Origin of the sequence: Dyadobacter sandarakinus (assembly GCF_016894445.1) — a bacterium.
GTDB classification, from domain to species: Bacteria; Bacteroidota; Bacteroidia; order Cytophagales; family Spirosomataceae; genus Dyadobacter; species Dyadobacter sandarakinus.
This window is the reverse complement of sequence record NZ_CP056775.1, coordinates 1,726,362-1,750,805: the sequence shown is the minus strand read 5'-3', so window position 1 is coordinate 1,750,805 and position 24,444 is coordinate 1,726,362. Positions and strand designations below refer to the sequence as shown.

22 protein-coding genes are annotated in these 24,444 nt (G+C 51.3%); 7 read left to right on the top strand and 15 right to left on the bottom strand.

Going from position 1 to position 24,444, the window contains the following annotated elements:
* The first annotated feature begins 6 nt into the window (after positions 1 to 6).
* Positions 7 to 453 (top strand): response regulator, encoded by a 447-nt coding sequence (locus HWI92_RS06940; RefSeq protein ID WP_204662004.1) that lies wholly within the window; start codon positions 7 to 9, stop codon positions 451 to 453.
* 113 nt (positions 454 to 566) lie between these two features.
* Here HWI92_RS06940 and HWI92_RS06935 read toward each other — a convergent pair whose 3' ends face one another.
* Genes HWI92_RS06935 through HWI92_RS06925 form a run of 3 tightly spaced genes read right to left on the bottom strand, consistent with a single transcriptional unit; the run spans position 567 to position 7,586 of the window.
* Positions 567 to 2,912, bottom strand: a complete 2,346-nt coding sequence (locus HWI92_RS06935; protein WP_204662000.1) for an alkaline phosphatase family protein — start codon at positions 2,910 to 2,912, stop codon at positions 567 to 569.
* A gap of 27 nt (positions 2,913 to 2,939) precedes the next feature.
* Positions 2,940 to 4,418 carry a SusD/RagB family nutrient-binding outer membrane lipoprotein gene (locus tag HWI92_RS06930; protein ID WP_204661983.1) on the bottom strand — a complete coding sequence of 493 codons (1,479 nt, stop codon included), beginning with the start codon at positions 4,416 to 4,418 and terminating at the stop codon, positions 2,940 to 2,942.
* Positions 4,419 to 4,430: 12 nt separating this feature from the next.
* The gene (locus HWI92_RS06925) at positions 4,431 to 7,586 is read right to left on the bottom strand and encodes a SusC/RagA family TonB-linked outer membrane protein (protein WP_204661980.1); all 3,156 of its coding nucleotides are present in this window, start codon (positions 7,584 to 7,586) and stop codon (positions 4,431 to 4,433) included.
* Positions 7,587 to 7,807: 221 nt separating this feature from the next.
* Here HWI92_RS06925 and HWI92_RS06920 point away from each other — a divergent pair, with 221 nt between their 5' ends.
* The 4 genes from HWI92_RS06920 to HWI92_RS06905 all read left to right on the top strand — a co-directional run bounded on the left by HWI92_RS06920 (position 7,808) and on the right by HWI92_RS06905 (position 11,560).
* Positions 7,808 to 8,653: a maleylpyruvate isomerase N-terminal domain-containing protein gene (locus tag HWI92_RS06920; protein WP_229249043.1), complete on the top strand. Its 846-nt coding sequence runs from the start codon at positions 7,808 to 7,810 to the stop codon at positions 8,651 to 8,653.
* Positions 8,654 to 8,758: 105 nt separating this feature from the next.
* Entirely contained in the window at positions 8,759 to 9,130 is a 372-nt protein-coding gene (locus HWI92_RS06915) for a hypothetical protein (protein WP_229249040.1), read from the top strand.
* A gap of 216 nt (positions 9,131 to 9,346) precedes the next feature.
* A complete protein-coding gene (locus HWI92_RS06910) occupies positions 9,347 to 10,555 on the top strand; it encodes a hypothetical protein (protein ID WP_204661971.1) in 1,209 nt (402 codons plus the stop codon).
* A 42-nt stretch (positions 10,556 to 10,597) separates the two neighbouring features.
* On the top strand, positions 10,598 to 11,560 hold the full coding sequence (locus HWI92_RS06905) for a histone deacetylase family protein (protein WP_310589521.1): 963 nt from the start codon (positions 10,598 to 10,600) through the stop codon (positions 11,558 to 11,560).
* Between the two features lie 88 nt (positions 11,561 to 11,648).
* On the opposite strand, the gene HWI92_RS06900 is transcribed toward HWI92_RS06905, so the two are convergent.
* Positions 11,649 to 12,497 carry an oxidoreductase gene (locus HWI92_RS06900; protein WP_204661968.1) on the bottom strand — a complete coding sequence of 283 codons (849 nt, stop codon included), beginning with the start codon at positions 12,495 to 12,497 and terminating at the stop codon, positions 11,649 to 11,651.
* Between the two features lie 364 nt (positions 12,498 to 12,861).
* Here HWI92_RS06900 and HWI92_RS06895 point away from each other — a divergent pair, with 364 nt between their 5' ends.
* Positions 12,862 to 13,101, top strand: coding sequence for a hypothetical protein (locus tag HWI92_RS06895; protein WP_204661956.1), 240 nt, complete (start codon positions 12,862 to 12,864; stop codon positions 13,099 to 13,101).
* A gap of 84 nt (positions 13,102 to 13,185) precedes the next feature.
* Here the strand turns inward: HWI92_RS06895 and HWI92_RS06890 are convergent, their stop codons facing one another.
* Both HWI92_RS06890 and HWI92_RS06885 read right to left on the bottom strand, forming a co-directional pair.
* On the bottom strand, positions 13,186 to 14,625 hold the full coding sequence (locus HWI92_RS06890) for a baeRF7 domain-containing protein (RefSeq protein ID WP_204661954.1): 1,440 nt from the start codon (positions 14,623 to 14,625) through the stop codon (positions 13,186 to 13,188).
* Positions 14,626 to 14,745: 120 nt separating this feature from the next.
* Entirely contained in the window at positions 14,746 to 15,009 is a 264-nt protein-coding gene (locus HWI92_RS06885; RefSeq protein WP_229249031.1) for an XRE family transcriptional regulator, read from the bottom strand.
* 212 nt (positions 15,010 to 15,221) lie between these two features.
* Between HWI92_RS06885 and HWI92_RS06880 the strand changes: the two genes are divergently transcribed.
* Positions 15,222 to 15,494 (top strand): hypothetical protein, encoded by a 273-nt coding sequence (locus tag HWI92_RS06880; protein WP_204661949.1) that lies wholly within the window; start codon positions 15,222 to 15,224, stop codon positions 15,492 to 15,494.
* Here the strand turns inward: HWI92_RS06880 and HWI92_RS06875 are convergent.
* From HWI92_RS06875 to HWI92_RS06835, 9 genes are all read right to left on the bottom strand, one after another.
* A complete protein-coding gene (locus HWI92_RS06875; RefSeq protein ID WP_204661946.1) occupies positions 15,491 to 15,844 on the bottom strand; it encodes a hypothetical protein in 354 nt (117 codons plus the stop codon). The genes HWI92_RS06880 and HWI92_RS06875 overlap by 4 nt on opposite strands.
* A gap of 44 nt (positions 15,845 to 15,888) precedes the next feature.
* Positions 15,889 to 16,341, bottom strand: a complete 453-nt coding sequence (locus HWI92_RS06870) for a hypothetical protein (RefSeq protein ID WP_204661942.1) — start codon at positions 16,339 to 16,341, stop codon at positions 15,889 to 15,891.
* 185 nt (positions 16,342 to 16,526) lie between these two features.
* The gene (locus HWI92_RS06865; RefSeq protein ID WP_204661939.1) at positions 16,527 to 17,021 is read right to left on the bottom strand and encodes an outer membrane beta-barrel protein; all 495 of its coding nucleotides are present in this window, start codon (positions 17,019 to 17,021) and stop codon (positions 16,527 to 16,529) included.
* A gap of 84 nt (positions 17,022 to 17,105) precedes the next feature.
* Complete coding sequence (locus HWI92_RS06860) at positions 17,106 to 17,348, bottom strand: hypothetical protein (RefSeq protein ID WP_204661907.1); 243 nt, start codon at positions 17,346 to 17,348, stop codon at positions 17,106 to 17,108.
* A gap of 7 nt (positions 17,349 to 17,355) precedes the next feature.
* Positions 17,356 to 18,069: a hypothetical protein gene (locus HWI92_RS06855; protein WP_204661904.1), complete on the bottom strand. Its 714-nt coding sequence runs from the start codon at positions 18,067 to 18,069 to the stop codon at positions 17,356 to 17,358.
* Between the two features lie 227 nt (positions 18,070 to 18,296).
* Complete coding sequence (locus HWI92_RS06850) at positions 18,297 to 21,428, bottom strand: efflux RND transporter permease subunit (protein ID WP_204661902.1); 3,132 nt, start codon at positions 21,426 to 21,428, stop codon at positions 18,297 to 18,299.
* Between the two features lie 12 nt (positions 21,429 to 21,440).
* A complete protein-coding gene (locus HWI92_RS06845) occupies positions 21,441 to 22,496 on the bottom strand; it encodes an efflux RND transporter periplasmic adaptor subunit (protein WP_204661899.1) in 1,056 nt (351 codons plus the stop codon).
* A gap of 16 nt (positions 22,497 to 22,512) precedes the next feature.
* Positions 22,513 to 23,841: a TolC family protein gene (locus HWI92_RS06840; RefSeq protein ID WP_204661896.1), complete on the bottom strand. Its 1,329-nt coding sequence runs from the start codon at positions 23,839 to 23,841 to the stop codon at positions 22,513 to 22,515.
* A 77-nt stretch (positions 23,842 to 23,918) separates the two neighbouring features.
* Positions 23,919 to 24,416 (bottom strand): MarR family winged helix-turn-helix transcriptional regulator, encoded by a 498-nt coding sequence (locus tag HWI92_RS06835; RefSeq protein WP_229249029.1) that lies wholly within the window; start codon positions 24,414 to 24,416, stop codon positions 23,919 to 23,921.
* Positions 24,417 to 24,444: the final 28 nt, after the last annotated feature.

The following is a 24,444-nucleotide window of genomic DNA, read 5'->3' as shown; positions in this document are numbered from 1 at the left end:
GAATGTATGATTGATCAGCCATGTGTAGTATACCTCGTTGATGATGAGGCTGATTACCGGTTTCTTGTGCAACAGGTTTTTTCAATTTTCCTGCCGGGTCAGCAAATCCGTTTTTTTGGGAGCGGCCTGGACCTGGTGGCACATCTGGAACTTGCATCCGACCAGAAAAAGGGAACGCCGGAGGTATTGATACTCGATATCGATATGCCCCGTATGAATGGTTTTCAGACGCTGCTGCAGGTAAAAAGGCACCCCGACTGGCAGGGTGTACCCGTAGTGATGATGACCAACCGCGACCAGGCAGAATATGCGCAGGAAAGCTACCGGCTCGGTGCCAGTGCTTTTCTGCTGAAACCCATTAACCTGAATGCAATCAGGGATGTAATGGGCTTTTTGTGCGAACACAAAGGTGACTTTGAGCAGCTCCCCGGATTGATCAGGCGGGGCGCCTGATTATCTATTTATCCTACTAAAAATACTCCCGGGTGCGATGTTGCCCGGCATGTAGACGAGCTGCTCAAATGCGGCACAATGCTTCTTTTTTAAAACCGTCTCGCATTGCTGCTTTATTTAGCATCCGGGCTGCCTGTCCTTTCTGTTTTTGTAAAATCAATGTAGCGGTAAGGCCCAAGCAAGGTGGTTTCAAGCAGTAATTTATACGTACCCCAGGGATAGGCAGCCTCAGTCCGGATCTTCTCTTTTCTTGATTTTCCGGTTGATTTGGCAGGTTTTACAAAGTATTCGGTCAGTACCCGGCCGTCCATTACCCTGGGAACCGGAAGACCGTAAAGTGCGAGTACCGTAGGTGCAATGTCAACGTTGGAAGAAGGAAGATCTCCCTGGAATGCATCTTTGAAATCCGGCCCGTCGGCCATCAGGGCAATGTTGATCTCGTAAGGACTGGAACCGCCATGTCCGGCCACACCGCCCGAGAAATCCGAACCTGCATATCCCTTGTCATTTTTGTAGTCGTTCCAGTTGGGCGCTACCAGGATGTCGCCCGAGCGCACCGGATGATTGTAATGGATGGCGTCAAAGGAGAGCGTGCCGTCCACCCAGCCCTGCAAGCTGTTTTTCTGTTTGGGTTTTGTAAAAACAGCACCAATCCAAGGCGTTTTGTGCAGGACTGCAACAATTTTCCGGATGGTATCTTCCTGGTGGTTTTTGACATAAATGGCGCCCTCGGCAATCACAACATCATCTGAATCCTTGTCTTTTTTCAGCCCCTCCGAAATCAGGAGATCGCTCAGGTTTTGTTTGCCCGTGTGGGTTACGAAACCGTGGTCCGTAGAAATCAGGATATTGTAATGCTCGCGCAGTCCTCTTGCCGATAACGTGTCGAGTATTCTGCCAAACTGCCCATCGACATATTTGATCGCAGACACTGCCTGTTCCGAGCCGATGCCGTACTTGTGCGCCGCACCATCCGGGTCAGAAAACCAGATCGCACTTACCAGGGGACCATCCTCCTGCAGTCCGTACCGGAACAGGGCGTCGGCTACCCACTTGTGTTTGGCATAAATGTCACCATTTCCGGTATTGACCGGGCCGAGCTCAGCCATCACCTGATCGCGGAGGGACGCAGGCAGGATGAGCTCATGGTTAATGATCGCACCGCGGCCCACAGCAGGATTTTGCAGGTAGGCCTGGCCTGTGGTTCCTGAGCTGAAAACCATCATCCGCTCGCCCGCAGCGTCCAGGACTTCGCCCATGGAGACCGCTGTGAGCAGTTTTCCGGATTCCGATTCCTGCACTTTCATCAGGTCCTCGTAAGTAGTGCCCACGGCTTTGGCGGGGTTTACTTTCGGGAAAAACACAGCATTGCCCAGCAGTCCGTGCGTGCCCGGATAGGAGCCGGTACCATAGGAAGAGGAGTTTACCCGCGTTACGGTCGGAAACACGCTGTGATGATTTTTTCCGTAGGAGGCTTTTTGTTTAAAAGCGTACAAATTGGGCATTTGCTCGGGCGTGATGTAGTCTGGACGCAGGCCGTCGAAGAAGACGATGAGGGTCTTGTTTTTTAATTTCAGACTGTTTTGCTGAACCGCTGCCCGGGTATTGCCATAAGTTGGTATAACCGGTTTGATACCCAGCTTTTTAGCTTCCGGCAGAAAGTCGGCAACGTTATTTACCAGTACAAAATCAACCCCTTCTGCATAGAGAGCACCCAGCTCGTCAGGTGTTTTAGCATAAAAGTAGTTGACCTTTACCTGGTTATTTTTCAGCATTTGCATCACCTCTTTTCTGTCTTCGCCGGGTTCATGGCGCAGGAGCTGTATGAAATCGGCATGCATGCCGACGGTGGCCTGCACGTACCGGGGCGTGTCTTTCCGGTAGCTGTTCTCACCATTGCAGATGCGGATGCCCGGCACAGCCCGGCGCGCCGCTCCGGCCGCCTTTTCGGAGCAGGTCAGGAAAGCCTGGTGCAGCCTGCCCGACCTCGCCAGCACTGCGGCGGCTTTCGCGCCCACCGCTTCGTCGCCTTTCAGGTGGCAGTTCAGCCACACATTTTCGGGCATCATTGCAAGGGTTTCTTCAAAAGTCGGCACCTGTGTGCCTTTGAACTGCGGCGATTTTTTAATGCCTGCATCCATGGCCCGCACCTGTGCAAACGTGAGGTTCGAAACCTTGCCGGTACCATCCGTTGTACGGTCCACGGCATCGTCGTGCATGATTACCATCGCGCTGTCTCTGGTCAGCTGAATATCAAACTCGATCATCTGCGCTCCCAGGCGCACTGCCTCCCGGAAGGCGGGCAGCGTATTTTCCGGATGCGTATCCATGCAGCCGCGGTGGGCACACAACCCCCGCACGGGCATTTGAACTTTGGATTGCGCCTCCGCGCTCACGACCATCAGCAGGGTACAATGCAGGTACAGCAGCCAGGTAGTTATTTTGTTTTTATACATCATTTGCATTCTATATTTTTTCAAAAAAGCTTACTTGTCCCACCAGACTTTAATATCACTGTCATCGCCGCCCATGGATGCCACGGCACCCGCCAGGGCTTCAGGGTTGAGCGACTGCAGGTAAGTAGGGTAGGGAACACGATTCGGAAAATTGTTCTCCGCCGGGATGCCTGCACCGCGCGGCAGCACCGGATAGCCCGTCCGCCGCTTTTCAAACCAGGACTGGTAATCCACAAAATAGTAGGCATAGTACTTCTGCAGCATAATTTGTTCAAGTTGCTTGTCGGCGGTTGCGGCTGCATTGAAAATGATACCGGGCTGCTCCGTAAAGCCGGCGGGCAGGGTTACGCCCCACTGGTTCATGGAGGCTGCAATACCGGACTCGTAATGCTTTTGCGGGGTAGCGCCGGTCACATATCCTTTGAGGGCAAGCTCGGCTTTGATGAATTCTACTTCTGCGAGTGTCATCATAACGCCGAGTTGGGGCAGGGTTTTCAGTGCGTCGGAGTAGCTGGAATTGCTGCCTACCGCATATTCCAGACTGGTGGGATAGCCGCTTTCAATGCCTCGATACACGTTTTCGGTGGCCGATTTTACCTGTGTAGCCCATGCTGCCCGCCGCGGATCATTGACCTGGTTCATGTAATCCATAAAGAATCTGGTGTAGTAATTACCGTCGCGCCAGTCGACCTGCCTTGCATTGTAGAAAGGATTGAAAAACGGAAATGTACCCGGATACCGGAAAATCGCTTCGTCTGCATTGGTTGTAAAAATCGGGTATTTTGCCGGATCGGCGAGTATGGCCGTGATCTGCTCTTTTACATTCACCTCGCCCTCGCGCTTTGAAATCCTTAAAAGCAGGCGCAGTCGCAGGGAATTGCAGAACTTTTTCCATTTGAGGATCCCCGGATTTTGTCCGGCCGATAATGCATTGGAGTTGTACAGCATATCTCCTCCGTAAGTCAGCGCTCTCGTCGGATCCAGCAGCGTGTTGGCAGTTTCAAGGTTGCTGAGCAGCTGGATGTAAATGTCTTTCTGCTTGTCAAATGTTGGCTTAAAGTTTCCTTCAATCGCTTTGGTTGCCTGTGAATAAGGCACGTCCCCGTACAAGTCTGTGAGAATGGAGTAACTCCACGTCTTGTAGATTAGCGCAATGGCCTTGTAGTTGTTCTCATTCAGCTGGTCGGCAATGAGGTAAATGTCCTCGATATCATTGAGATACGTATAAAAATTACTCCAAACCCCGCTTCCCGGGTTCACGATATACCGGTGCAGCCCGCCTCCGCCCGCACTGGCCCGGGGTGCGTCCACCTGCATGAGTTCGTGGGTAAAATTCCGGCTTGCATTCACCGTGCTGTTCACGATCTGGTATTGGAGCTGTCCCAGCATCACGCCCGGGGTGATTTCTTTGGGCCGGTTGGGATCGGTGTTCAGCTCCTCAAACCCGTTGGTACACGATACCAGCAGGGTCAGACAAAGGAAAAAAGGAATATATGCTTTTTTAAACATGATCTTTTTCAATTAAAATTTCAAGGTAAGGTTCATTCCCATCGTGCGGGTAGACGGAAACTGGGCCAGCTCCACGCCCGGCGTGAGCGTACCGTTATTCAGGTTGCCGCCCTCGGGATCAAAGCCGGGGAACTTCGTAAAGTTGAACAGGTCGCGGCCAAAAAACGCAAGGCTCGTCTGCCGCAGCCGCAGCCTGGCCGACAGCGCCTGGGGCAGGTTGAACTCCACACGCAGCTCCCTGATTTTCAAGAAAGAAGCGTCAAAAATATTGGTCTCTGCATTCGCGATCTGATAGTAGTTGTCGTAGTAAGAGCTCGCCGGCACACGCACGGTGTTGGGCGTGAATGTTCCGTCCGGCTGTTTTACCACCCCCTGGCCTACAATGCCCTCATCCCGGCCCGGCAGGGTCACTTTGGTCTTGCCCAGGGTATTGTTCTTATGATTGGTTTGTGAAAACATACTTCCGCCTTTCTGTCCATCCAGGAGCAGACTGACGCGCACGTTTCTGATTGTAAATTCATTGGACAAGCTGGCTTTCCAGTCTGCAAATGCATTTCCCCATTTCTTGTTTTCAGGGTCCAGCGCGGCAGGCAGCCCCACCGACGAGTAAATGATCTGTCCGTCCGGAGACCGCTGGAAGCCGCGTCCGTACATATCGCCCATCAGTCCGCCCACGCGGGCCTCAATGCTTACATTGGTATTGTGCGCATAAATAACCTGGTTGGTAATGCCCGACGCCAGCTCGCGCACATAGCTGCGGTTGCTCGACCAGAGCAAAGTAGTGTTCCAGCTGAAATTGCGGCGGGTCATCGGTTTGCCCGTAAGTTTTACCTCCACGCCGCGGCTGTTGATGAGCCCTGCATTGATGAGCGCATTGTTATACCCCGAAACGGGGTCGAGCGGGATGGCGAGAATCTGGTTGCGGCTGTTGTTGTTGTAGTAGGCCACGTCAAGTCCCACCACATTTTTCAGCAGGCGCAGGTCCAGCCCGAACTCGTAGCTCGCCGTAATTTCCGGTTTCAGGTCTGCATTGAAAAGGGTGGAGGAGTTGGTAAAACTGTTGCCGTAAATCCGGTCATAATACCGGGCGGTCTGGTAGGGGCGGGTATCATTCCCGACCTGCGCCCAGGAGGCACGAAGCTTGGCGAACGAAACTGCCTGGGGCAATGCAAACAGTTCATTCAACAAAAAGCTGGAACTCACCGAGGGGTAAAAGAAGGAGTTGTTGCCATAAGGCAGCGTACTCGACCAGTCGTTCCGGCCCGTGATATCAATGAAAATCTTCTCGTCCCATGAAAACTGGGAGGCTGCATATATGCTGTTGATGGCTTTTTTGGTTTTCAAAGGATCGGCTACAGCCTGGTCAAGGCTGTTGGAGATCTGGTAAATGCCGGGTTGCGCAAGCTGGTCGGCATAGATGCCCGCAAAGTCGTACGACTGCCGCATGGCATTCGCTCCACCCGAAGCAGTCACATCGATCAGCCCGGCAATTTTGTCCTTGTAGCTGAGTAAAAAGTCCGTATTGGATTCGTAGGTAAACACATTCTGCTCACGGTACATGCCTCGCGGGTAGCGCGTCATGCTGAAAGGCCGCTGCTGCGAGCGGAACTCGAAAGCCATATCCAGACCGGTGCGTACCAGCAGGTCAAACTTTTTTGAGATTTCATAACTGGCTGATACGTTTCCAATTACCCCGTGTTTGTTAATCTTGTTGAGCATTTCGTACATGCCCAGGTACGGATTGTCGGGTGTGGGATTAAATGGACTGCGCTGCTTCACATTTTCGAGTCCCGGTTCCCAATATGGCTTAAACCATTCCGGTTTGATGTTGGGCGTGGTGCCCAGGATCAGGAAGTACATGAGCGACTGGTTGTTGTACCCGGCCATCGGCAGGTTGTCGCTCTTTTTATTGGCATAATTAACTTTTCCATTGATTTTGAGCCGGTCCGAAACGCGCTGACTTACCGATAATGCTGCATTCAGCCGCTCAAAGCCGGTATTGGGTATGATCCATTTGTTTTTCAAATGTGTGAGTGAGAGGCGTGCCGAGCTGTTTTCACTGCCGCCTTCAATGGACACACTGTTGGAAAAGGTAGTACCCGTCTGGAAAAATCCGGAAATGTAATCCTTGTGGGCGACCCAGGGCGTACGCATCGTTGGCCGGCCATCGGGTGCATCGGGGTTGTACTGGAAGTACGATTGGCCGTTAAACCTGGGTCCCCAGGCACGGCCGGCAGCTACGGTGGTACCCGTATTCGGGCCGTCTTCGCTGTCGAGGTAAGAGTAGTACGCGCTCGTGCGACCCTCGCCGTACTCAAACTGATAGTCGGGATAGCGGTTAATCTGGTCAAAACTGAAATTTGAATTGACGGTTATGCCAATGCCTTTGTCTTTTCTTACGCCCGATTTCGTCGTGATGATGATCGCGCCACCCGCGGCCCGGCTGCCGTACAATGCCGTAGCACCGGGACCTTTCAGCACGGTAACCTTCTCAATATCATCGGGATTGATGTCCGACAGGCTCGACCCATAGTCTACCGGGCTGTCGGCCGACAAATGCGAGTTGAAACCCGTACCCGTGATTCTGCTGCTCACAGGCACGCCGTCGACCACAATGAGCGCCTGGTTGTTATCCAGGTTCAGCGACGACTCACCCCGGAGCGTGATCCTGGCCGAGCCCATAGGTCCCGCGCCCGCGCCCTGGATGTTCAGTCCGGCTACTTTTCCGGAAAGTGTATTGACCCAGTTGTTGGATTTGGCATCTTTTACCGCATTTTCATTGATCGTCTGCGCCGCAAAGCCCAGCGATTTTTCTTCCCGTTTGATCCCCAAAGCAGTCACCACCACTTCATTCAGCATTTTGGTATCTTCCTGCAAAGCAACGTTGATCACCGACTGATTGCCAACTGCCCGCTCCTGCGGAAGAAACCCGATGGCTGAGAAAATAAGGGTGGCATTGGAAGACGGCATAGGGAGGGAATAGTTGCCGCTTTCGTCGGTGGTAGTGCCCGCGCTGCTGCCCTTGATGAGCACATTGACGCCCGGCAGGGCATCGCCGGCTGGTGCGGTAACCTTACCGCGGATGGTGAGAGACTGTGCAGACAGGTGCAGGTGCATAACAAGTCCGCACAGCAAGGCAAAGAATGCCGGCAGTAACCGTACTTTCATAGGAGTTTGTTAAAGGTTAAGTGAGTTTGCCGGAGCGATGGAGCCGGGCATTTTTGTAAAACCTCAAAGGTATCGTCCGCTCTTCGCTGCGATATTAAGGGGCTGTTAACCAATTGTTATGTATTCGGCGGGAATGTTAAAAATGCGGTTCCCTGCTGCTTTCGGATGCAACTTGCCCGTGCAATTATTAAATTGCCCTGCGCACCACATCGCTTCTTACCATGATTCTGCAACCCTGTCCGCCGATCAGCACCATCCCGCTTTTTCCCGAGCTGCACGATCACCTTATCTATCTCCTGGAAGGACTCGACGCCGACCAGTGGCATGCACCGACCGTGCTGAAAGGCTGGAATGTCAAGGATATTGCCTCACACATTGCCGACGGACATTTTCGCCGCATTGCTTTGTACAGAGACCATTATGCAGCACCGGACATACCCCGCATTGATTCCTATCAGTCGCTGGTGAGCTACCTCAATGAGCTCAATCGCGATTGGGTAACTGCCACGCGCAGAGTAAGTCCCGCTACCCTGCTGGACTGGATCAGGCAGGCTGGTCCGGAAGTCTGCAGGCTTTTCCAGGCACTGCCGCCGGATGCGGATGCTGTCTTCCCGGTAGCCTGGGCAGGCCAGGACGTGTCGCCCAACTGGTTCCACATTGCGCGGGAGTACACCGAGCTCTGGCATCACCAGCAGCAGATACGCCTGGCGGTTGGTGAGCCGGAAACATTGATGAGCGTACGTCTTTACCAGCCTTTGATAGACACATTTATGCGCGCACTGCCGCATACGTACAGGTTGGTGGAGGCTGCGGAAGGTACGCTGGTGGTGTTCAGGGTTACGGGGTTGCCGGGTGCCTGGTACCTGCACTACCATGCCGGCCGCTGGCAGCTGGCCGCAGGCAGTGAGCAGCTGCTGCCCGCGGCGGAAGTGGAGCTGGACGGTCCGGCTGCCTGGCGCATCTTCACAAAAGGCATCCCTGCCTTGGAAGCGGCTTCCCTCGTCACCATCCGCGGCAATGCAGCATTGGGCGAGCCGGTGCTCAGTATGTGCTCGGTGATGGCATGAGGTACACTTTCCAGTACAGGGAGTGTGCTTGACACGCAAATAATTTTGTATAGTTTTAAGAAAATAATGTATTCATTTTTATTAACTGTTTAACCCATTAAAACCATGATGAAAGCAAAGTACTTTCTGATGATGCTCGTAGTGCTGGGAATCTGCTCATTTACAGCAGCCAAGAAATTCACCGCCGATGGTATCGCCGGCTTGTGGAACTACAGGATCTCCGATGTTCCGCCCGAGTATGAAACCGGCTTTTTTACATTCGAGGAAAAAGACAGCAAGACAGTAGGGTATATGGGCGCTGAAAAAAGAGAAATGAAGGATCTGGTGGTAGCTCAGGGTAAAGTAACGTTCGCCATGGATTTCGACGGCGGAGTGATCAAATATAATCTTACCCAAACCGGCGATACCCTCGCCGGAATCGTCGCTACTCAGTACGGCGATTTCCCGATCAAGGCAATCAGGGATACAAAGAAGTAAGTTTTTATAAAAACAAAAAGAGAGCGGACTGGCTGCCAGTCCGCTCTCTTTTTGTTCCACCCTAATGTACCTGCACCTTTACACTTACCGCCACTATCTCTGCTGCTGCCCGCGCTGACGAATCCTCCGGCGCAACTTTCTTTTATTTGCATCATTGTTGCATTTGTCATTACCAAAACTATCTTTGCATCATTGTTGCATTTAAAAAACTGATTGATGAAAAACTTTTTATCCAACATCACATCACTGGCCTTTGCGGCCCTGGTACTTGTTGCCTGCGAGACGAACAAGGAGGAAGAAGTAAAGCCGGAAGATGCCCGGGAGTACCGTTTTATCCGGGTCATGGTCAATGATGAAACTGCGCGTACCCTTTCACTGGTTGACCCTGTAAAGCTGACAGTCGAGACGTTTGAGGCGGGTGCTCCCAAGGCTGCCTTGTACCGGACCGAGGCAGGGCGGTTTGGGGCTCTCGTGCATGGTACCAGTAACTTCGTGCAGTTTTTTGATTCAGGATTGGAGGGGCATGGTGACCATGTGGACGTAGCCGGCACCCCCAAATGGGCTGCGCTTACCGGAACGGGGAACCGGCCCACGCACTTCAAAAGCAAGAGCGATGAAGTGATCACGTTCAATGACGGCGATGGTACCCTCAGCGTGGCGCGTGAGGCAGATTTTCACACTGCGAACGCAAAAATGGAGGTGATCAGCTTTGGGGGAGTGCCGCATCATGGTGCGATGACAAGGTTCAATAATGGTACTTATGCCGTCACCGAGAAGGACGGGAGTGTTCCCGGTACCCTCCCGGAGCGTGTGAGGGTGATCGACAGGTCGGGCAGGACGCTCTTTGCATCTACTATCCAAACTGCGGGCATTCACGGCAATGCCAGCGACGGCAATCTATCCTTATTTGGTTCTGCGAGCGGTATATTGGTGGTAGACCAAAGCGGCAGGCAGCGTCTGATCGCCTATCCGGCTGATTTCGGTGATGCGTGGTTTGGTTCTGTTCTGGAAGCCGGAGGTGCCGGCAAATTCATTGGCTTTACGGCTGCGAAGGGTGCCTACCTCATTGATCCTGGCGCCAATACCATCACACCCATCCATGCCGGCGCTGATGTGATGCAGGCAAAGGTCGATTACGCCGGAAACCAACTGATTGTGTTAACGCACAGCGGGGAAGTGCATATTTATGATCTGAAAACAAATGGCGCACCGAAGCGCGGATCCGTATTGCCGGCTACTGCCAGCGAGGAAACTCAAAAGCCCCAGCTGGAAGCTACGTCGCGTTTTCTGTACATTACCCAGCCGAAAACCGGTGAGCTGCTGGTAGTGGATATCAATGATTTTTCCAGAAAAAGGCGCGTGAAAGTCTCCTCGCAGCCATACCGCCTGGCGATCCTCGGACAGGAATCTGACGCCGGCCACTAGTACCAGTTATAATGTGCGATAATCAGTGTAAGTGGTCGGAGCATGATTTTTTCCGTATTCCTGTGCCCGAAGTTCAATCCCGGCTTTGCGGCTTACGCTGAATGCATGTTTCCTATTGCTTACCATCCTATTTATAAGTACCCGGTGCCCGCGGAGCATCGTTTTCCCATGGACAAGTACGAGCTGCTTCCTTTGCAGCTACTGCGCGAGGGCGTCGCCACGGAGGCGGATTTTTTTGCGCCCGGGCCGGTGGATATGCAGGCCGTATATGCGGTGCACGATCGCGACTATGCCGATAGGTTTGTGGCCGGTATGCTGACGCGCCAGGAAATACGCCGCATTGGTTTTGAACAAACACCCGTGCTGGCAGAGCGGGAGCTGCGTATCACCAACGGTACCGTACAGGGCGCATTGCTGGCACTGGAAACAGGCATTGCATTTAACATTGCCGGTGGCACCCATCATGCCTCCCGGGCTCAGGGTGAGGGATTCTGCATTATCAATGACCAGGCAACTGCCGCGCAGCTGCTGGTGGACCAGGGTAAAGTAAAGCAGGTACTGATCATTGACCTCGATGTGCATCAGGGAAACGGGACGGCGCAGATTTTCAGGGACGAACCCCGTGTGTTTACCTTTTCTGCGCATGGTAAAAATAATTACCCGTTCAGGAAGGAGCAGAGCGACCTGGATCTTCCCCTGGACGACCGTACCGGTGATGATACCTACCTGCGCCTGCTGCATGATACTATACCCGGACTGATCAGTAGCGTGAAGCCGGACTTTATCTTTTATCAGGCAGGAGTGGACATTCTGAGCACCGACAAGCTGGGACGCATGTCGTGCACGATTGAGGGATGCAGGCAACGTGACCTGCTGGTACTCAGTACTGCCAAAAAACACGGTATCCCGGTACAATGCAGTATGGGCGGCGGCTATTCCTCACAGCTACGCATTATTCTGGAAGCACATATGAATACTTACCGCATTGCCCGTGATCTGATGTAGATTTTCAATTAGAAAAAGCGCCCGGAGCAGGCTATGCATGTTACTGAATTGCCGCTCCGGGCGCTTACTTTTCTGAAACTGCAGCTGACTATGCGTCGAAGCCGGTAGACAGGGACAATGATTTCCACTGCTCCATATCCTGCTGCATGGCGCTGATCTTGGCAGCGGCAAGCTCAGTGGCATCCTGGCCGAGCAGCAGGTGCAGCGGAGGATTGGCTTCGGCTGCAATCCGGATGACCGCAGCGGCCCCTTTTACGGGATCACCCGGCTGGGCGTTGGCCGCACCCAGCTCATCGTGGTATGCCTCCGACTCCCGGATAAGGCGGTACTCGGCCAGCCGGGTTTCGGGGAGGCGCAGGGAACCTGATTTAAGGAAGCTTGTACGAAAGTAACCCAGCTCTATCAGGGTAACTTTGATGCCAAATGGCGCCACCTCAGCTGCCAGCGACTCAGAGAGACCTTCTACGGCAAACTTGGTAGCACAATAAATTCCCCAGCCCGGAAAGTTGCCGGTTATGCCTGCAATGGAAGAAATGTTGAGGATATGACCGGATTGCTGCCTGCGGAGCTGCGGCAAAACCTGGCGGGTTACATTCAGCAGCCCGAATACGTTCACATCAAAATTAGCGCGTGACTCTGCATCTGTCAGCTCTTCGATACCGCCGAGTTGCCCGTAGCCTGCATTGTTGACCACCACATCTATCCGGCCAAACCGTGCAACGGTGGCATTAATCGCCTCACTGACGCTCTTTTCGGAGCCAAGGTCTACGGCAAGCGGAAGAAAACCTGCGGCGGTAGTAGCAACTGCCTCACGCAGCTCGTCGATGTTACGGGAAGTAGCCGCTACCAGGTGACCTTGCTGCAGCAATTGTGTTGTTAATTCGAGTCCGAAACCTTTAGAGGCTCCGGTAATAAACCATACTTGTTGATTGTCCATGACTTAAATGCGTTTTATTAACAGGACAAAGGTAGCCTGGGCGGAAGGGGAGGCGTTTGCCAAATTCAATGAGATACTTGCGAAATTCAAACAATCCGGAAGACCCTGGAAGCATATAGGTCAAATCAGTGTGTCGATCTGCTTGCTGAGGCAGTGTACAGTGATGCAGTGAGGTGCTTCATGCCCTGGTTATGTTCATCCGCGTAACTGAGGTGGGTAAATGCGGTATAATTGGAAAAAAAGGCTTAGTGAGGACCGGAACACGGGTAATCGTGTGCACAGCAAAGGGGTATTTGCAGATGCTTAGCCTCATGGAACGGTTTTTTTTATTACCGGCGCAAATTCAACTAAAATATTTTGTCTTATGGATATCGCAAAAAACACCGAACACGAAGAAGGAGAAGTTGCAAAAACAATCGAAAACCAGACTGCAAAATTGCCATCGGATGTATTCCTGTGGGCAGCGCTTGCAAGCATGGGTGTATCAGCTGCACTTAAAATTGCAGGACAGAAGCATACAGCACTGTTTGTAGGTCAGTGGGCGGCACCGTTCCTGTTGCTGGGCGTTTACAACAAGATTGTTAAAACACAGGGTAACGACTAGGATTTTCATTAGAATCCGACAATCAAAAGCCCCGCAGATCAGCTGATCTGCGGGGCTTTTGATTGTCGAATGTAAAACAAAACGCTAGTAGCGCAGCACGGCCGCAAGCGGGCCTTCACTTGGCATTTCGTCCGGCTCTACCAGGAAAGCCTCTCCTCCGTTCGCCAGGGTTTTTACCACAGCCCTGTTGAGCAGGTCTTCGGAGTCGTCCTGTTGCTGTGCATGCAGCTTCAGTTCAGAGGTAGTCTCATTGAAAGTACCCCAAACCTGCTCTCCTTTGGCTGCAAACAGGTGGGAGATCCGGCCGTAATAGGCAGCCGGGATCACGCCCTCGGGCATAGAGTTCGTGAGCGGTGTAGCCGACTGGTTGGCAAACATTGTGGCCGCTGTTTCCTGTGGCTTGCGGAAGTATGGGGCCATAATTTCCCTGGCCTGGGCATACAATGCATGCAGCTCATCGTGCTCGTGACTGCCGGTAAGCGCCTCTTTACATACATTATGGTAATCGCAGGCCGACCGATAAATCGGGATCAGGTACTCGACGCCGGCAAGCAGCAGCGGTGCATTTTCCTTGTTAAGCACTTCCTTGAAAAGAATATCGTCCACCGCCTCAAAGTACACGGCGATATTGTCCTTCTCGTCGGGGTTGCCGCCTGCCATACCGTGGAAGTTTGCGCTGCCTCCCGAGCTCACTCCAATGCGGACGGTACTCGCATCTTTTTCACTGATCCTTTTTACAGACATCATATCTTCCGGAAGCCCTTCCACATCTACCGGTTTCATGCTGAATGCGTCGGCTTTGAAAAGCTGGCAGCGGTGCTTGCTGATCACCAGCAGAAAGAAGTATTCTTTGGATGCCAGGGTAGGTACCAGGGGCGCTACAAAAAAGCGCGTCGCGGATGATACATGCTGCTGGGGTGTTACAGGCATTTTGACGTACCTGAAATAATTTTCTGCAATGAAAATGCCCAGTCCCTGGCCCATGTTAGCCCAAAAGGTATCCTGCTGCAAGAGCTCAAACCCGGGCGTGAGCAGCTGCTTCACACGTGCGGGGTCGATTCCTTTTTCTGTGAGCGTTGCGGACAGATCCTTTAAGGTGTTTTTGAACAGGATCGCATCCTGCTTTTCATTGACGGCTACGCCGGACTGGTGTGTAGGCAGGTAAATGCTGATGCAGCAATCCGACTCATAGTCGGCCAGCTCGGTGAACATTTCCTTACTCAGTATGCCGGGCAGTTCTTCGGGAACCGTATCTACGTCACTGTCAATGGCAAGCTCAATGGTTTTATCTTTTTCGCGCAGGTTAGCCCTGCCGCCATCGGGCTGAGCCATGTGGCGGTTGGGGTTGCGTACCGGCAGGGAAGGGTCGAGTGTTTCATCATCGACCACATATTCGTCGGTGCGCTGCAGGTAATCTTCCAGCTGCTCCGGTGGTGTGGTTGAAATTCCAAGTCCTTCCTGCTTGTTGGCGCCTGAGGGCTGTCCCTTGGGAGGGTGAAACCCTCCTGATTGATCCTTTCCCATAATCTTACATGCGTTGATGAAAGTCAAAAAATATTGTAATTGGTCGGGAAAGGCAACTAAAATTGTGCCAGAAAGGGATGTTTTGAAGTGCTTTTTACGAAGGAATTGATTTGCAGGAATTTACTTTTTGCGGCGTTCTTCTGCGAGTTGTTTGTAAACTTCGCCCAGTTCGAGTTTCAGGTCCTGGATCTCCTTATCACGTTTCGCGAGTTCGCTGTCAGCATTAGGACTGGACATATAAATGATCTCGTCATCATTTCCTTCAAAGCCAAAAAGCCAGTTAGGATGAATGTTGAATTCTTTAATCAATAATCCAATCGCTTCCGCAGACAAAAACTGATGGCCAGAAATCACCTTACTCATTTTTGCTCCCGAAATATTCATGATTTCAGCAGCATTTTTTTGACTCAGTCTTTTAACCTTTAAGACTGTTATTATTCTAGTAAGCATCAGTCCTCAAATAAAAACCTTATAGTTATTTGAAAATTACCTAAGAGCAACTATATTCGCTCTTAGGTATGAGAGTTTATGTTGAGTGTAAAATATGTAAAACTCTTTTTACCAACAATTCAACCTTACACTTACACATCAAAGCTATGAACTTTAAGATCCTGACGCTGCCAGACAATCAAATTGAAATCTGCCTCCACCGCGACCGCAACGAAGCCGGGGACGAAATTGTCAGGATCACTTCGCTCGTTGCCTCCGCAAATGGCATGGAGCCGATGCTGGAGAAAACGCTGGCATTCCCTGATGGTGCATTTGCCAGGAGCTTCATTGAGGACTTTTCAGAGAAATCCGCGCAGACTTTCTTGCATCGGTGCCTTGGGGAGGAGGGGATTGTCCTGGCTGCGAGTTGTTCCGCTTAATACAACCAGTCAAAATGCAGTTTACCATTGTGCACTGTCAGTTCATAAACTGCATTCCTCTTAATCGCCTCAACAGCCTCGTCGACCAGCTCATCCGTGAATCTTTTGTTCAACGAGATTTTACCTTCGGCTCCCGTTTTCGGATAAACGTAAACCAAATAAACAGATCCCTCAAAAGCATAGCTCAGCAAGTATGTCCGGAATTCGCGACTTCCACCCAGTCTTTTTTTGATAAGTTTCCGTTCCGGTGCTTCGAGAATTGTTCTTCCGTGACGAATCTGCTCGTCTGTTCCTGTGAAAAAGCCATCAATAATCCGCTGTTCCAACACCTTATAGGCATTGTATTTCATGAGCTTTCGATATTCTGATTTGAAAAGCCCGGTGCAATAAACCTTCATTTAGCCCAAAGCAGGCGATTAGCCGCAGCCATGAATCTTTTATCATGAGGCAGCACGAAAAAGATTTCTTCGAGATCTTCGACCGTCTCTTCCAGTCCATCGAGACTGTCGAGCAGCATTTGGTGATATGCGTCTGAAATCTCGGTTTGCACAATTGCCGCAACCGACCGGGCATTGGTTAAGATTGACTTAACCGATAAAAGAATGCTATTTATTTTTGGAAGATCGCGTTCATGCCTTTCAAGCTGCGTGATCTTTTCCAGGGTGTAAGTGAAAATATCCAGTGCCACAATCAGGTTTTCTGCAATGTCTACCGGCTTATGTTCCTGAAGATCTGTATTCTCACCGTAAAATAGGTCACGGATGTTATAACTAATCTCATCCAAATAACTCCGCGTCGCATTCAGATCTGCGAGCGCAAGCTCTTCTTTTGCTAGTTCGATACTCATTGGTTTGATTTTCATTGTTTTAAAAATTTCATCCAATGGAACGTGAGTGATTGTAGGGTCAAGTTAGAAAACTTTATTAAAAAATCATCCAACAAAACATCCGTGTCAGATTCGTGCATCCGTGGCAACAAAAAAGGCCAGGCACAAACGCGCCCGGCCCCCAATCAGTTTGTCAGAAAAGCAAATCAATGCCCAAAATGCATTCCAACTGTCAATTCCAGCCTGCCCAAACCTTCCATTTCATTCTTATCCAGCTTGATGGTTTCTTTCCTTCCGTCAGACTCAACATTAATTTTGGAAATGGTTGCAGACATTAATGCAAGATTGAAAAACAGCTTGGCAGATTGGGCAAGGCGGATTGCATAGCCTATTTCGAGGCCAAAGCCTACTGTTCCGCCGCTTATTTTCAGTGCTGTCCCACTTGATTGCAGCTTATCAAGATAAGACTGGTATCCCATATTCGCGCCAAACAGAAATTCATTTCCGCTGCGCGCGATCACCCTGTTGAGAGCGGACAATGCTATATAATTCAACTTGTTGCGGTCGTCGAAATCCATAGTGCTGTATTTGTAGGCATTGTAATTGTATTTCAGTCCCAATCCGAACGGTTCTGAAAAGTAATGGTGAATATCCCCACCCAGGACGAAACCCGACCGCATTTGTTTCAGATACTCTTGCATACCAGGCGAAACCTGATCGCTGATCTTGGCAATCCGCCGCGAGTAGCCGCCTTGAAAACGGTACTGCCAGCGCGGGAAACTTTGCTAACCGGCATATTTGACACGCGCTTTATACATACCCTTTTGCTTGCTTGCAATAGCGTCTGCGGCGATCAGCGTGTTGCTGGGTACCCCTTCCCGGATGTAATTGAAATACACAAAACCGTCGTGTTCGCGGGTGATTTTGCAAAAAATAGAATCTCCGGCAGTCGTAACAATCAGGTCCTGCGCGATGCTATTGCCAACCCATACCAGGTTGATAAGTAGTAGAACTAAATATTTTTTCACCGGAAGATTATTTACGTTTTGCAAAATATTCGCTTTTGCCCGTGGCGCGGTCAACGAGATCAAGGGTAGGACGACCCACCATAATGCCCATTGCTACACCACAGCGTAAATAGTAAGTTTTGCCTTTGACAAAATTGACCGGTATGGAGGCTTTGGATTCGGTTTTGGCCCAAAGTTCAAAGTCACCTTCTTTTCTGATTTCAATCTTCTGGCGGGATTTGGGAGATACCCGGCAGATCACTGAGTCGCCCAGGCTTATGTTATAGTTGACAATGACGCCTGGCCCGCCGTCGCGGTAGACATACAGCACTGCATGATCCAGCAGAGAATCAATTTCAGCTTCATTGTCCCGGAATACAGCCAATTGGTCATTGGAAAGGCGCAGTACTTCGGCAGTGATGCGGTGGCAGGAACTCATGAAATCCGGCTTCTTGTGCTGGGTAACGCGGATGGCATTGCCGCCTGTTTTCCGGGCTTCTTCTTTTGCTTTTCCAATTACTACAGTATAGCTGCAGTTGGTGGTCATACCCGCATCCCCCACATGCAATGTTCCCAGGACTTCTGCGCCAGCAGGGGCTTCACCTGTTTTGGGGATTACTACCACCTGATCGCTGAAATGAAGCGGCGGGTACTTTTGAGTAATATTCGTGCGAACTTTTGGGGCGCATCCGGCCACGAGCAGCACACTGGCCAGTGTGGCTCCAAGCAATTTGTTGAACATAATAGGGAACAGATAGAGTTTGTAATCGATAGGGTATTATTCAGAATCTAATTGTAACCAAAGTTATATATAATGCCGCATTAATAGTAAATGTAAAACTAGTTGTAGTAAATAATTTTAAAGGGATTAGAAAGTCCAGCAAAACATTCGTGTCAATTCGTGCATCCGTGGCAACAAAAAAGGCCAGGCACAAACGCGCCCGGCCCACAAAATCTATCCCGAATAAGCTAGCTGATCGCCTGACCTACTTCGGTCTCCTGCGGCTTTTTCGGAGTAACACGCTTTCTCGTAAAACGCGCTTTCAGCCGGTCCACAACCAGATATGTTGAAGGTACCACGAGTAAGGTCAGGATCATCGACGAGCTCAGCCCACCAATAATCACCCAAGCCATCCCATTTTTGGTTTCAGCACCCGCGCCGCTCGCCAGTGCAATCGGCAACATCCCCAGGATCATCGCCAGGGTCGTCATCAAAATAGGGCGGAGACGTTCTTTACCCGCTTCAATCAGCGCATGTACCACATCCTTGCTTTCGGCTTTCAGCTGGTTGGTAAAGTCCACGATCAGGATTGCATTTTTGGCCACCAGACCCAGCAGCATAATCATCCCCACAATCGAGAATACGGTCAAACTTTCCATCGTCAGCGCAAGGGCTAGGAAGGCACCCACCAATGCTACCGGGATCGAGAACAATACCACAAACGGGTAAATAATACTTTCGTAAAGTGCCACCATAATAAAGTACACCAGTACGATCGCGATCAGCAATGCCAGTCCCAGCGAGCCGAATGCATCGGATTGCTGCTGCAACTGACCCAGGTACTCGATGCTCACGCCGGTCGGCAGCTTTTGCTGCGCAACTTTGGCCTGGATATCCGCACCCACTGTACCCACCGGACGGCCTACTACCTGCGCATTGACGGTCACAGACGAAAGCCGGTCCACACGTTCGAGCACACTTTCACCGATCTGCTCCTGCACGGTCGCAAACTGGGACAGCTCAAAAGTCCTGCCCTGGTTGTTCACAAAAGTAAGGCGGCTGATATCATTGGAGCTGGTACGGTCAAACCGGTCGAGGCTGATCAAAATGTCGTATTCATTCCCATTCTGTTTGAATTTCGACTGATCGTTCCCGCGGAATGCATTCTGCAGGGCAATACCTACGTCCGCTGCATTGATGCCCAGCTGGGCCATTTTCTCACGGTCAAGGCTCACGGAAACTTCCGGCTTCGGATCTTTTACCGAATACTTCACATCCTGCGTACCAGGTACTGACTTCGTCACATTCAACACCATTTCTGCTGCCGCCCGGATATCTTTCAGGTCGGTTCCTTTCACTGCAATCTGTATCGGCGCCTGAGAGTTACCAACAAGTCCCACCGGACTTACGGTTACCTTCACACCCGGTATCTGCTGCACTTCCTTTTTCAGCATCTGCCCGAAATCATCGGTAGACTTGGTACGCTGTTTTTTGTCGATCAGCTTCACGTTAATGTCTGCAATATTTGCATTGGAAGCCGTAGCCAGACCGTTGCTGCTGTATCCCACGTTGCTGAACACATTCACCACTTCCGGGTGCTTCATAATAATCGCCTCGGCACGCTGCGCAACTGCATTGGTCTGGTAAATGGACGCGGTAGGAGCGAGCTCAATATTAATCGCCATTTCGCCCTGATCTGCCTGCGGCATAAATGCAGCACCGATAAAGCCGGCCGGTACCAGTGCGATAGAACCAACCAGCAGGAGGATCACCGCAATAAATACCCACCTTTTACGGCTCAGCGCCGATTCGAGTACGCGCCCGTACCAATTGGTAATGCGCGTGATCATATTTTCAAAAGCCAGGTTCAGCCGGCCCCACAAGGTATCTTTCTTCAATAATTCTATTTTCCCAAAACGCGAAGCCAGCAGCGGGGTAAGTGTAAAGGAAACCAGCAAACTCATCAGGGTTGAGAATACCACCACCAGTGCAAACTCGCGCAGGATGTTACCGATCAGTCCGCCTGTCATTGCCAGCGGCACAAACACCACGACGTCCACAAGGGTAATTGCCAATGCCGTAAACCCGATTTCACTCCGGCCTTCCAGTGCAGCGGTAAATTTGTTCTTACCCATTTCAAGGTGGCGGTTGATGTTTTCCAACACCACAATCGAGTCATCTACCAGGATACCTACCACAAGCGAGAGCGCCATCAAAGTCATCAGGTTGAGCGAAAAGCCCATCAGGTACATCAATGCAAATGTCGGGATCATGGAAGAAGGCAAGGCCACCAGTACGAACATGGCCGAGCGGAAGCTGTGCAAAAACAGCAGCATCACCACCGATACGATCACAATCGCCAGTCCCATATCAAACACTACGGCATCAGCCGAGGCCAGCGTGTACACCGACTGGTCATTGGCAATGTTGAATTTCAGCTTGATATTGCTGTATTGTTTTTCGAGCTCCGCAATCCTGCCGCGTGTCAGCTCACTCACGGATACCGCATTGGCATCGGACTGTTTCTGGATCTGCAAACCAATCGAAGGCTGTGCATTGATGTGGTTGATCGCAGTCGGCTTGGTCGTGGCATCCACTACTTCGGCCACATCTTTCAGCTGTACTTCACTGCCGTTTGACTTCCGTGCCACGATCAGGTCGCGGAGGCGGCCTGTAGTTTCCACTTTTGCATCAAAACGGATGGAATACTGCTCGTCGCGTGTCTCTACCGACCCGGCAGGATAACTGGTGTTGGCAGCGGCAATCGCCTGTGATACCTGGGTAATCGACACGCCATAAGCGCGCAGCTTGTCCTGGTCTACATTCACCTGAATTTCGCGCTCGCTGCCCCCGATCACATTCACCTGTCCCACGCCCGAAACGTTCGAAAGCTGTGGTTTGATGTTATCATCGATCAGGTCGTAAAGTGCAGTGGGTGCCAGGTCGGCAGTTACCCCCATCCGCAGCACGGGTATTTCGTCGGTCGAAAATTTATTGATAATCGGACGGTCGGCTTCATCGGGCAGGTCATTGAGGATCTGCTCTACTTTGCGCTGCGCGTCCTGCTGGGCAAGGGTGGTATTCACCCCGTTTTTCAGCTGAATAACAATAATGGAGGCACTTTCCTGCGAGGTGGAGGTCATTCTGTCCAGACCTTCCAGGGATGAAAGCGCGTCTTCAATGCGTTTGGTCACGTTGGTTTCCACCTCGTCCGCGGAAGCTCCGGGGTAGGTGGTCGCCACGCTGATCACGTTTGCTTCGAACTTGGGAAGCAGGTTGTAAGACAGTTCCTTATAACTCAATGCACCAAAGAGAATCAGTACAATGAAGACCGTAAGGATCAACAACGGCCGTTTGACGGCAACTTCGGTTACTGACATAGTCTTTCTAAATTATTTTGTGATGGTTACGGGCTTGCCGTCTGTCAAATTCAACTGACCGGTAGTTACTACCTGGTCGCCAGCCGCGAGGCCTTCCGTTACTTCAATCGTATCACCCATATCGCGTCCTACCTTGATCTTGCGCTGCCTGGCCGAAGTACCGTCAATCACGTACACATACGGATTTTTGATACTTTCCACGAGTGCGGAGCGCGGGATTTGCAATGCTTTCTGGTTGGAGGTTTGCGAGAAGTCGACATTCACAAATGTTCCGGCTCTCAACCCGCCTGAGGTCGGCAGGGTAATTTCTACCGGATAGTTATGCTCGTCGGTACCCTGGGGAGCAATGTAGGAAATGCGTCCGCTGAATTTTTTACCTGGAAAAACATCCGCCGAGATCCGTACATTCTGACCGATTTTCAGGCTGTAAACATCACTTTCATTGACCAGTACATTTACTTTCAGGCGGTTTACATCCAGCACCGTACCCAGTACAGTACCCGGTGCCACGTATTCGCCCGGCTCAATATCCTTGGCAACGATCTGTCCGCTGATCGGCGCCTTTACATTGGCATCCTGGATCTGCTTCTTGATCTGCTCAGCCTGGTTCCTGGCGTTTTCATAATTGAACCTGGTTTCGTTCACCTGAATTTCGGTTGTTGCATTACCAGCCAGCAGGGTATTGTAACGCTTCACGTCTTTGTCCAGCTTTTCAATATTCAGGTTGGTTGCTTCCAGGGAAAGTTCTCTGAGGCGGTTGTCCAGTGCCACGAGCACGGCCCCTTCCTTTACATGGGAGCCCAGCTCAAAATTTACCCTCGAAACCTGCCCGCCGGTGGTGGCGGTAATGCTCGCCTCCCTGAACGGGATCAGGTTGCCGGTTTTTACCAGCTGCTGCGTCACGGTTCCTTCGGCAACCCTGGCGACGGTCACAGGGATGGCTACATTAGTATTCGTGGGCATTTGGTTTTTTTCATCAATCTTCCTTTTGTTGGAAGAAAGCCGGAAGCCGATCAGCGCAGTTATCGCCAGAATAGCTACTATGACGAAAATGGTTGACTTTTTCATGATGTTAATTCGAGTCTCAGAGTTGATTATAAAATGTTAACAAAGTGCCCTGCGACTGTTCAAGGTCGAGACGGGCCTGGTAAAAGTTGATCAGGGAATTGATGTAGTTGGACTGTGACTGGCGGTACTGGTTATCCGCATTGATCAGGTCTGTCAGTCCTTTTACACCCTGTTTATATTGCAGCGTGGTCACATTATATACTTCCTGCGCCTGCTGTACCGTACGCTGGTCATTCTGAACAGTCGCCTGGGCGCGCTGCATCTGCGACTGCGAATTGTTGAACTGCAGCTGGTAGGCCGATGCATTAAGTTTTTGCTGCTCTTCCTGGGTAAGTACGGTCAGCTTCTGCTGTTTTACCTGCGCATCGCGCTGCAGTCCGTCGAAAATGGGCACTTTCAGCGTGACGCCGATGCTCCCGAAGCTGTTGAAATTCCGGAACGCACCGCCAAAATCATTGGCAAACGCGAGCGTACCATAGCTGGCCGAGGCACTCAGGGTAGGCTGGTAGCCCGCACGGATGCGGCTCAGCTGTAAACGCTGCAGGGCCAGGTTGGTTTCGGCCTGCTGGTAACTGGCTAGGTTGTGCACGTCAAACTGCATGGTTTCTACGGGCGGTACCTGGCCCAGCTGCATGGAATCGGGTAATATAAGCTGCTGCTCCTGCGAAAGGCCCATCTGGTACTTCAGTCTGTTGAGCGCCAGGTTCAGGTCGTTTTCGGCGAGTGAAAGCTGCGAGCTGGTATTGTTGTAGGTCACTTCCGTATTGGTATAGTCCACCGGCTGGATCACCCCGTTGTCGCGCTGCAGTTTCAGGATGTCGAGCACCTGCTGGGTACGCTGCAGGTTATCCCGGAGCAGGCCGATCTGCTGCTGCGCCACGTATACCTGGTAATAATTGCTGGTAATGTTGTAAATAATCTCTTCTTTCGTCTGGCGGGTGTTCAGCTCAGCCAGCTGCTGGTTGGGCTTGTTGGCTTTCAGTCCGAGCAGCAGCGACTGGTCGTAAATGGCCTGGGTCGCCGTGGCGCTCATGTTGGTCTGGTACTTCTGCCCAAATGCAATACGTGTAGGCTCAGGTCCGAAAATCCCGGCAGGAATCACCGAGGTCTGAAGCTTGATGTTGTCGATAAAGTTACCGGTACCCGACACCTGCGGCAGGTAAAGCCCCAGTGCCTGGCGGGCCTGCTGATCGGCTGTTAGTTTCTGGTACTCAGCCAGCCGCACTGTTCCGTAATGCTGCAGACCGTAATCCAGGCATTGCTTCAGCGACCAGCTATTCTGGCTCTGTCCGGGCAATGCAGCGGTCAGCATAAGAAAGGAAAGTAAGACAATGATCCTTTTCATGATTGTAAGTATGTAAGAAAAAATAGGACTGTTGAGGTGTCTACGGTAGACCTATCAACGATTTAGTTAAAAAATTTTTATGCCTCAAGAATGAGCGCGACCTTTTTAAGCAGGCGGGTGAGCGTCTCCACTTCCTGCGGTTCCAGACGATCGGTTACCAGTTTGTCCAGCCCCTGAGCGGTTTCGATCACCTTTTCCACCACCATTTTGCCAGCGGGCGTAAGTTGTATCAGATTCTTGCGCCTGTCCGTACTGTCCACGGTGATCCGCAGGTAGCCGTCCCGCACCAAAGTCTGTATGGAGCGCTGTATGCCTGCTTTGTCTTTCTGCAAATGGTTGGCAATGTCTTGCTGCGAGCACAATGCATCCGAAGCATTCACTACAAACAAAACGGGAAGTTGTTCCAGGAGGAGCGAAAAACCCGACTTTGCCAGCTCACGATTGCCTTTTTTAGCAAACAAATGGGAGATGTGGTGGATGTTGAACATCACCAGTGCGCCCATCTGTTCTTCAATCTTTTTCTTGAATTCGGGATTGCTGTCGTTCACGGTACTGCTTGATTTTTCTGTTTGCAAACTTATTATAGGTTGATCTATCAACCAA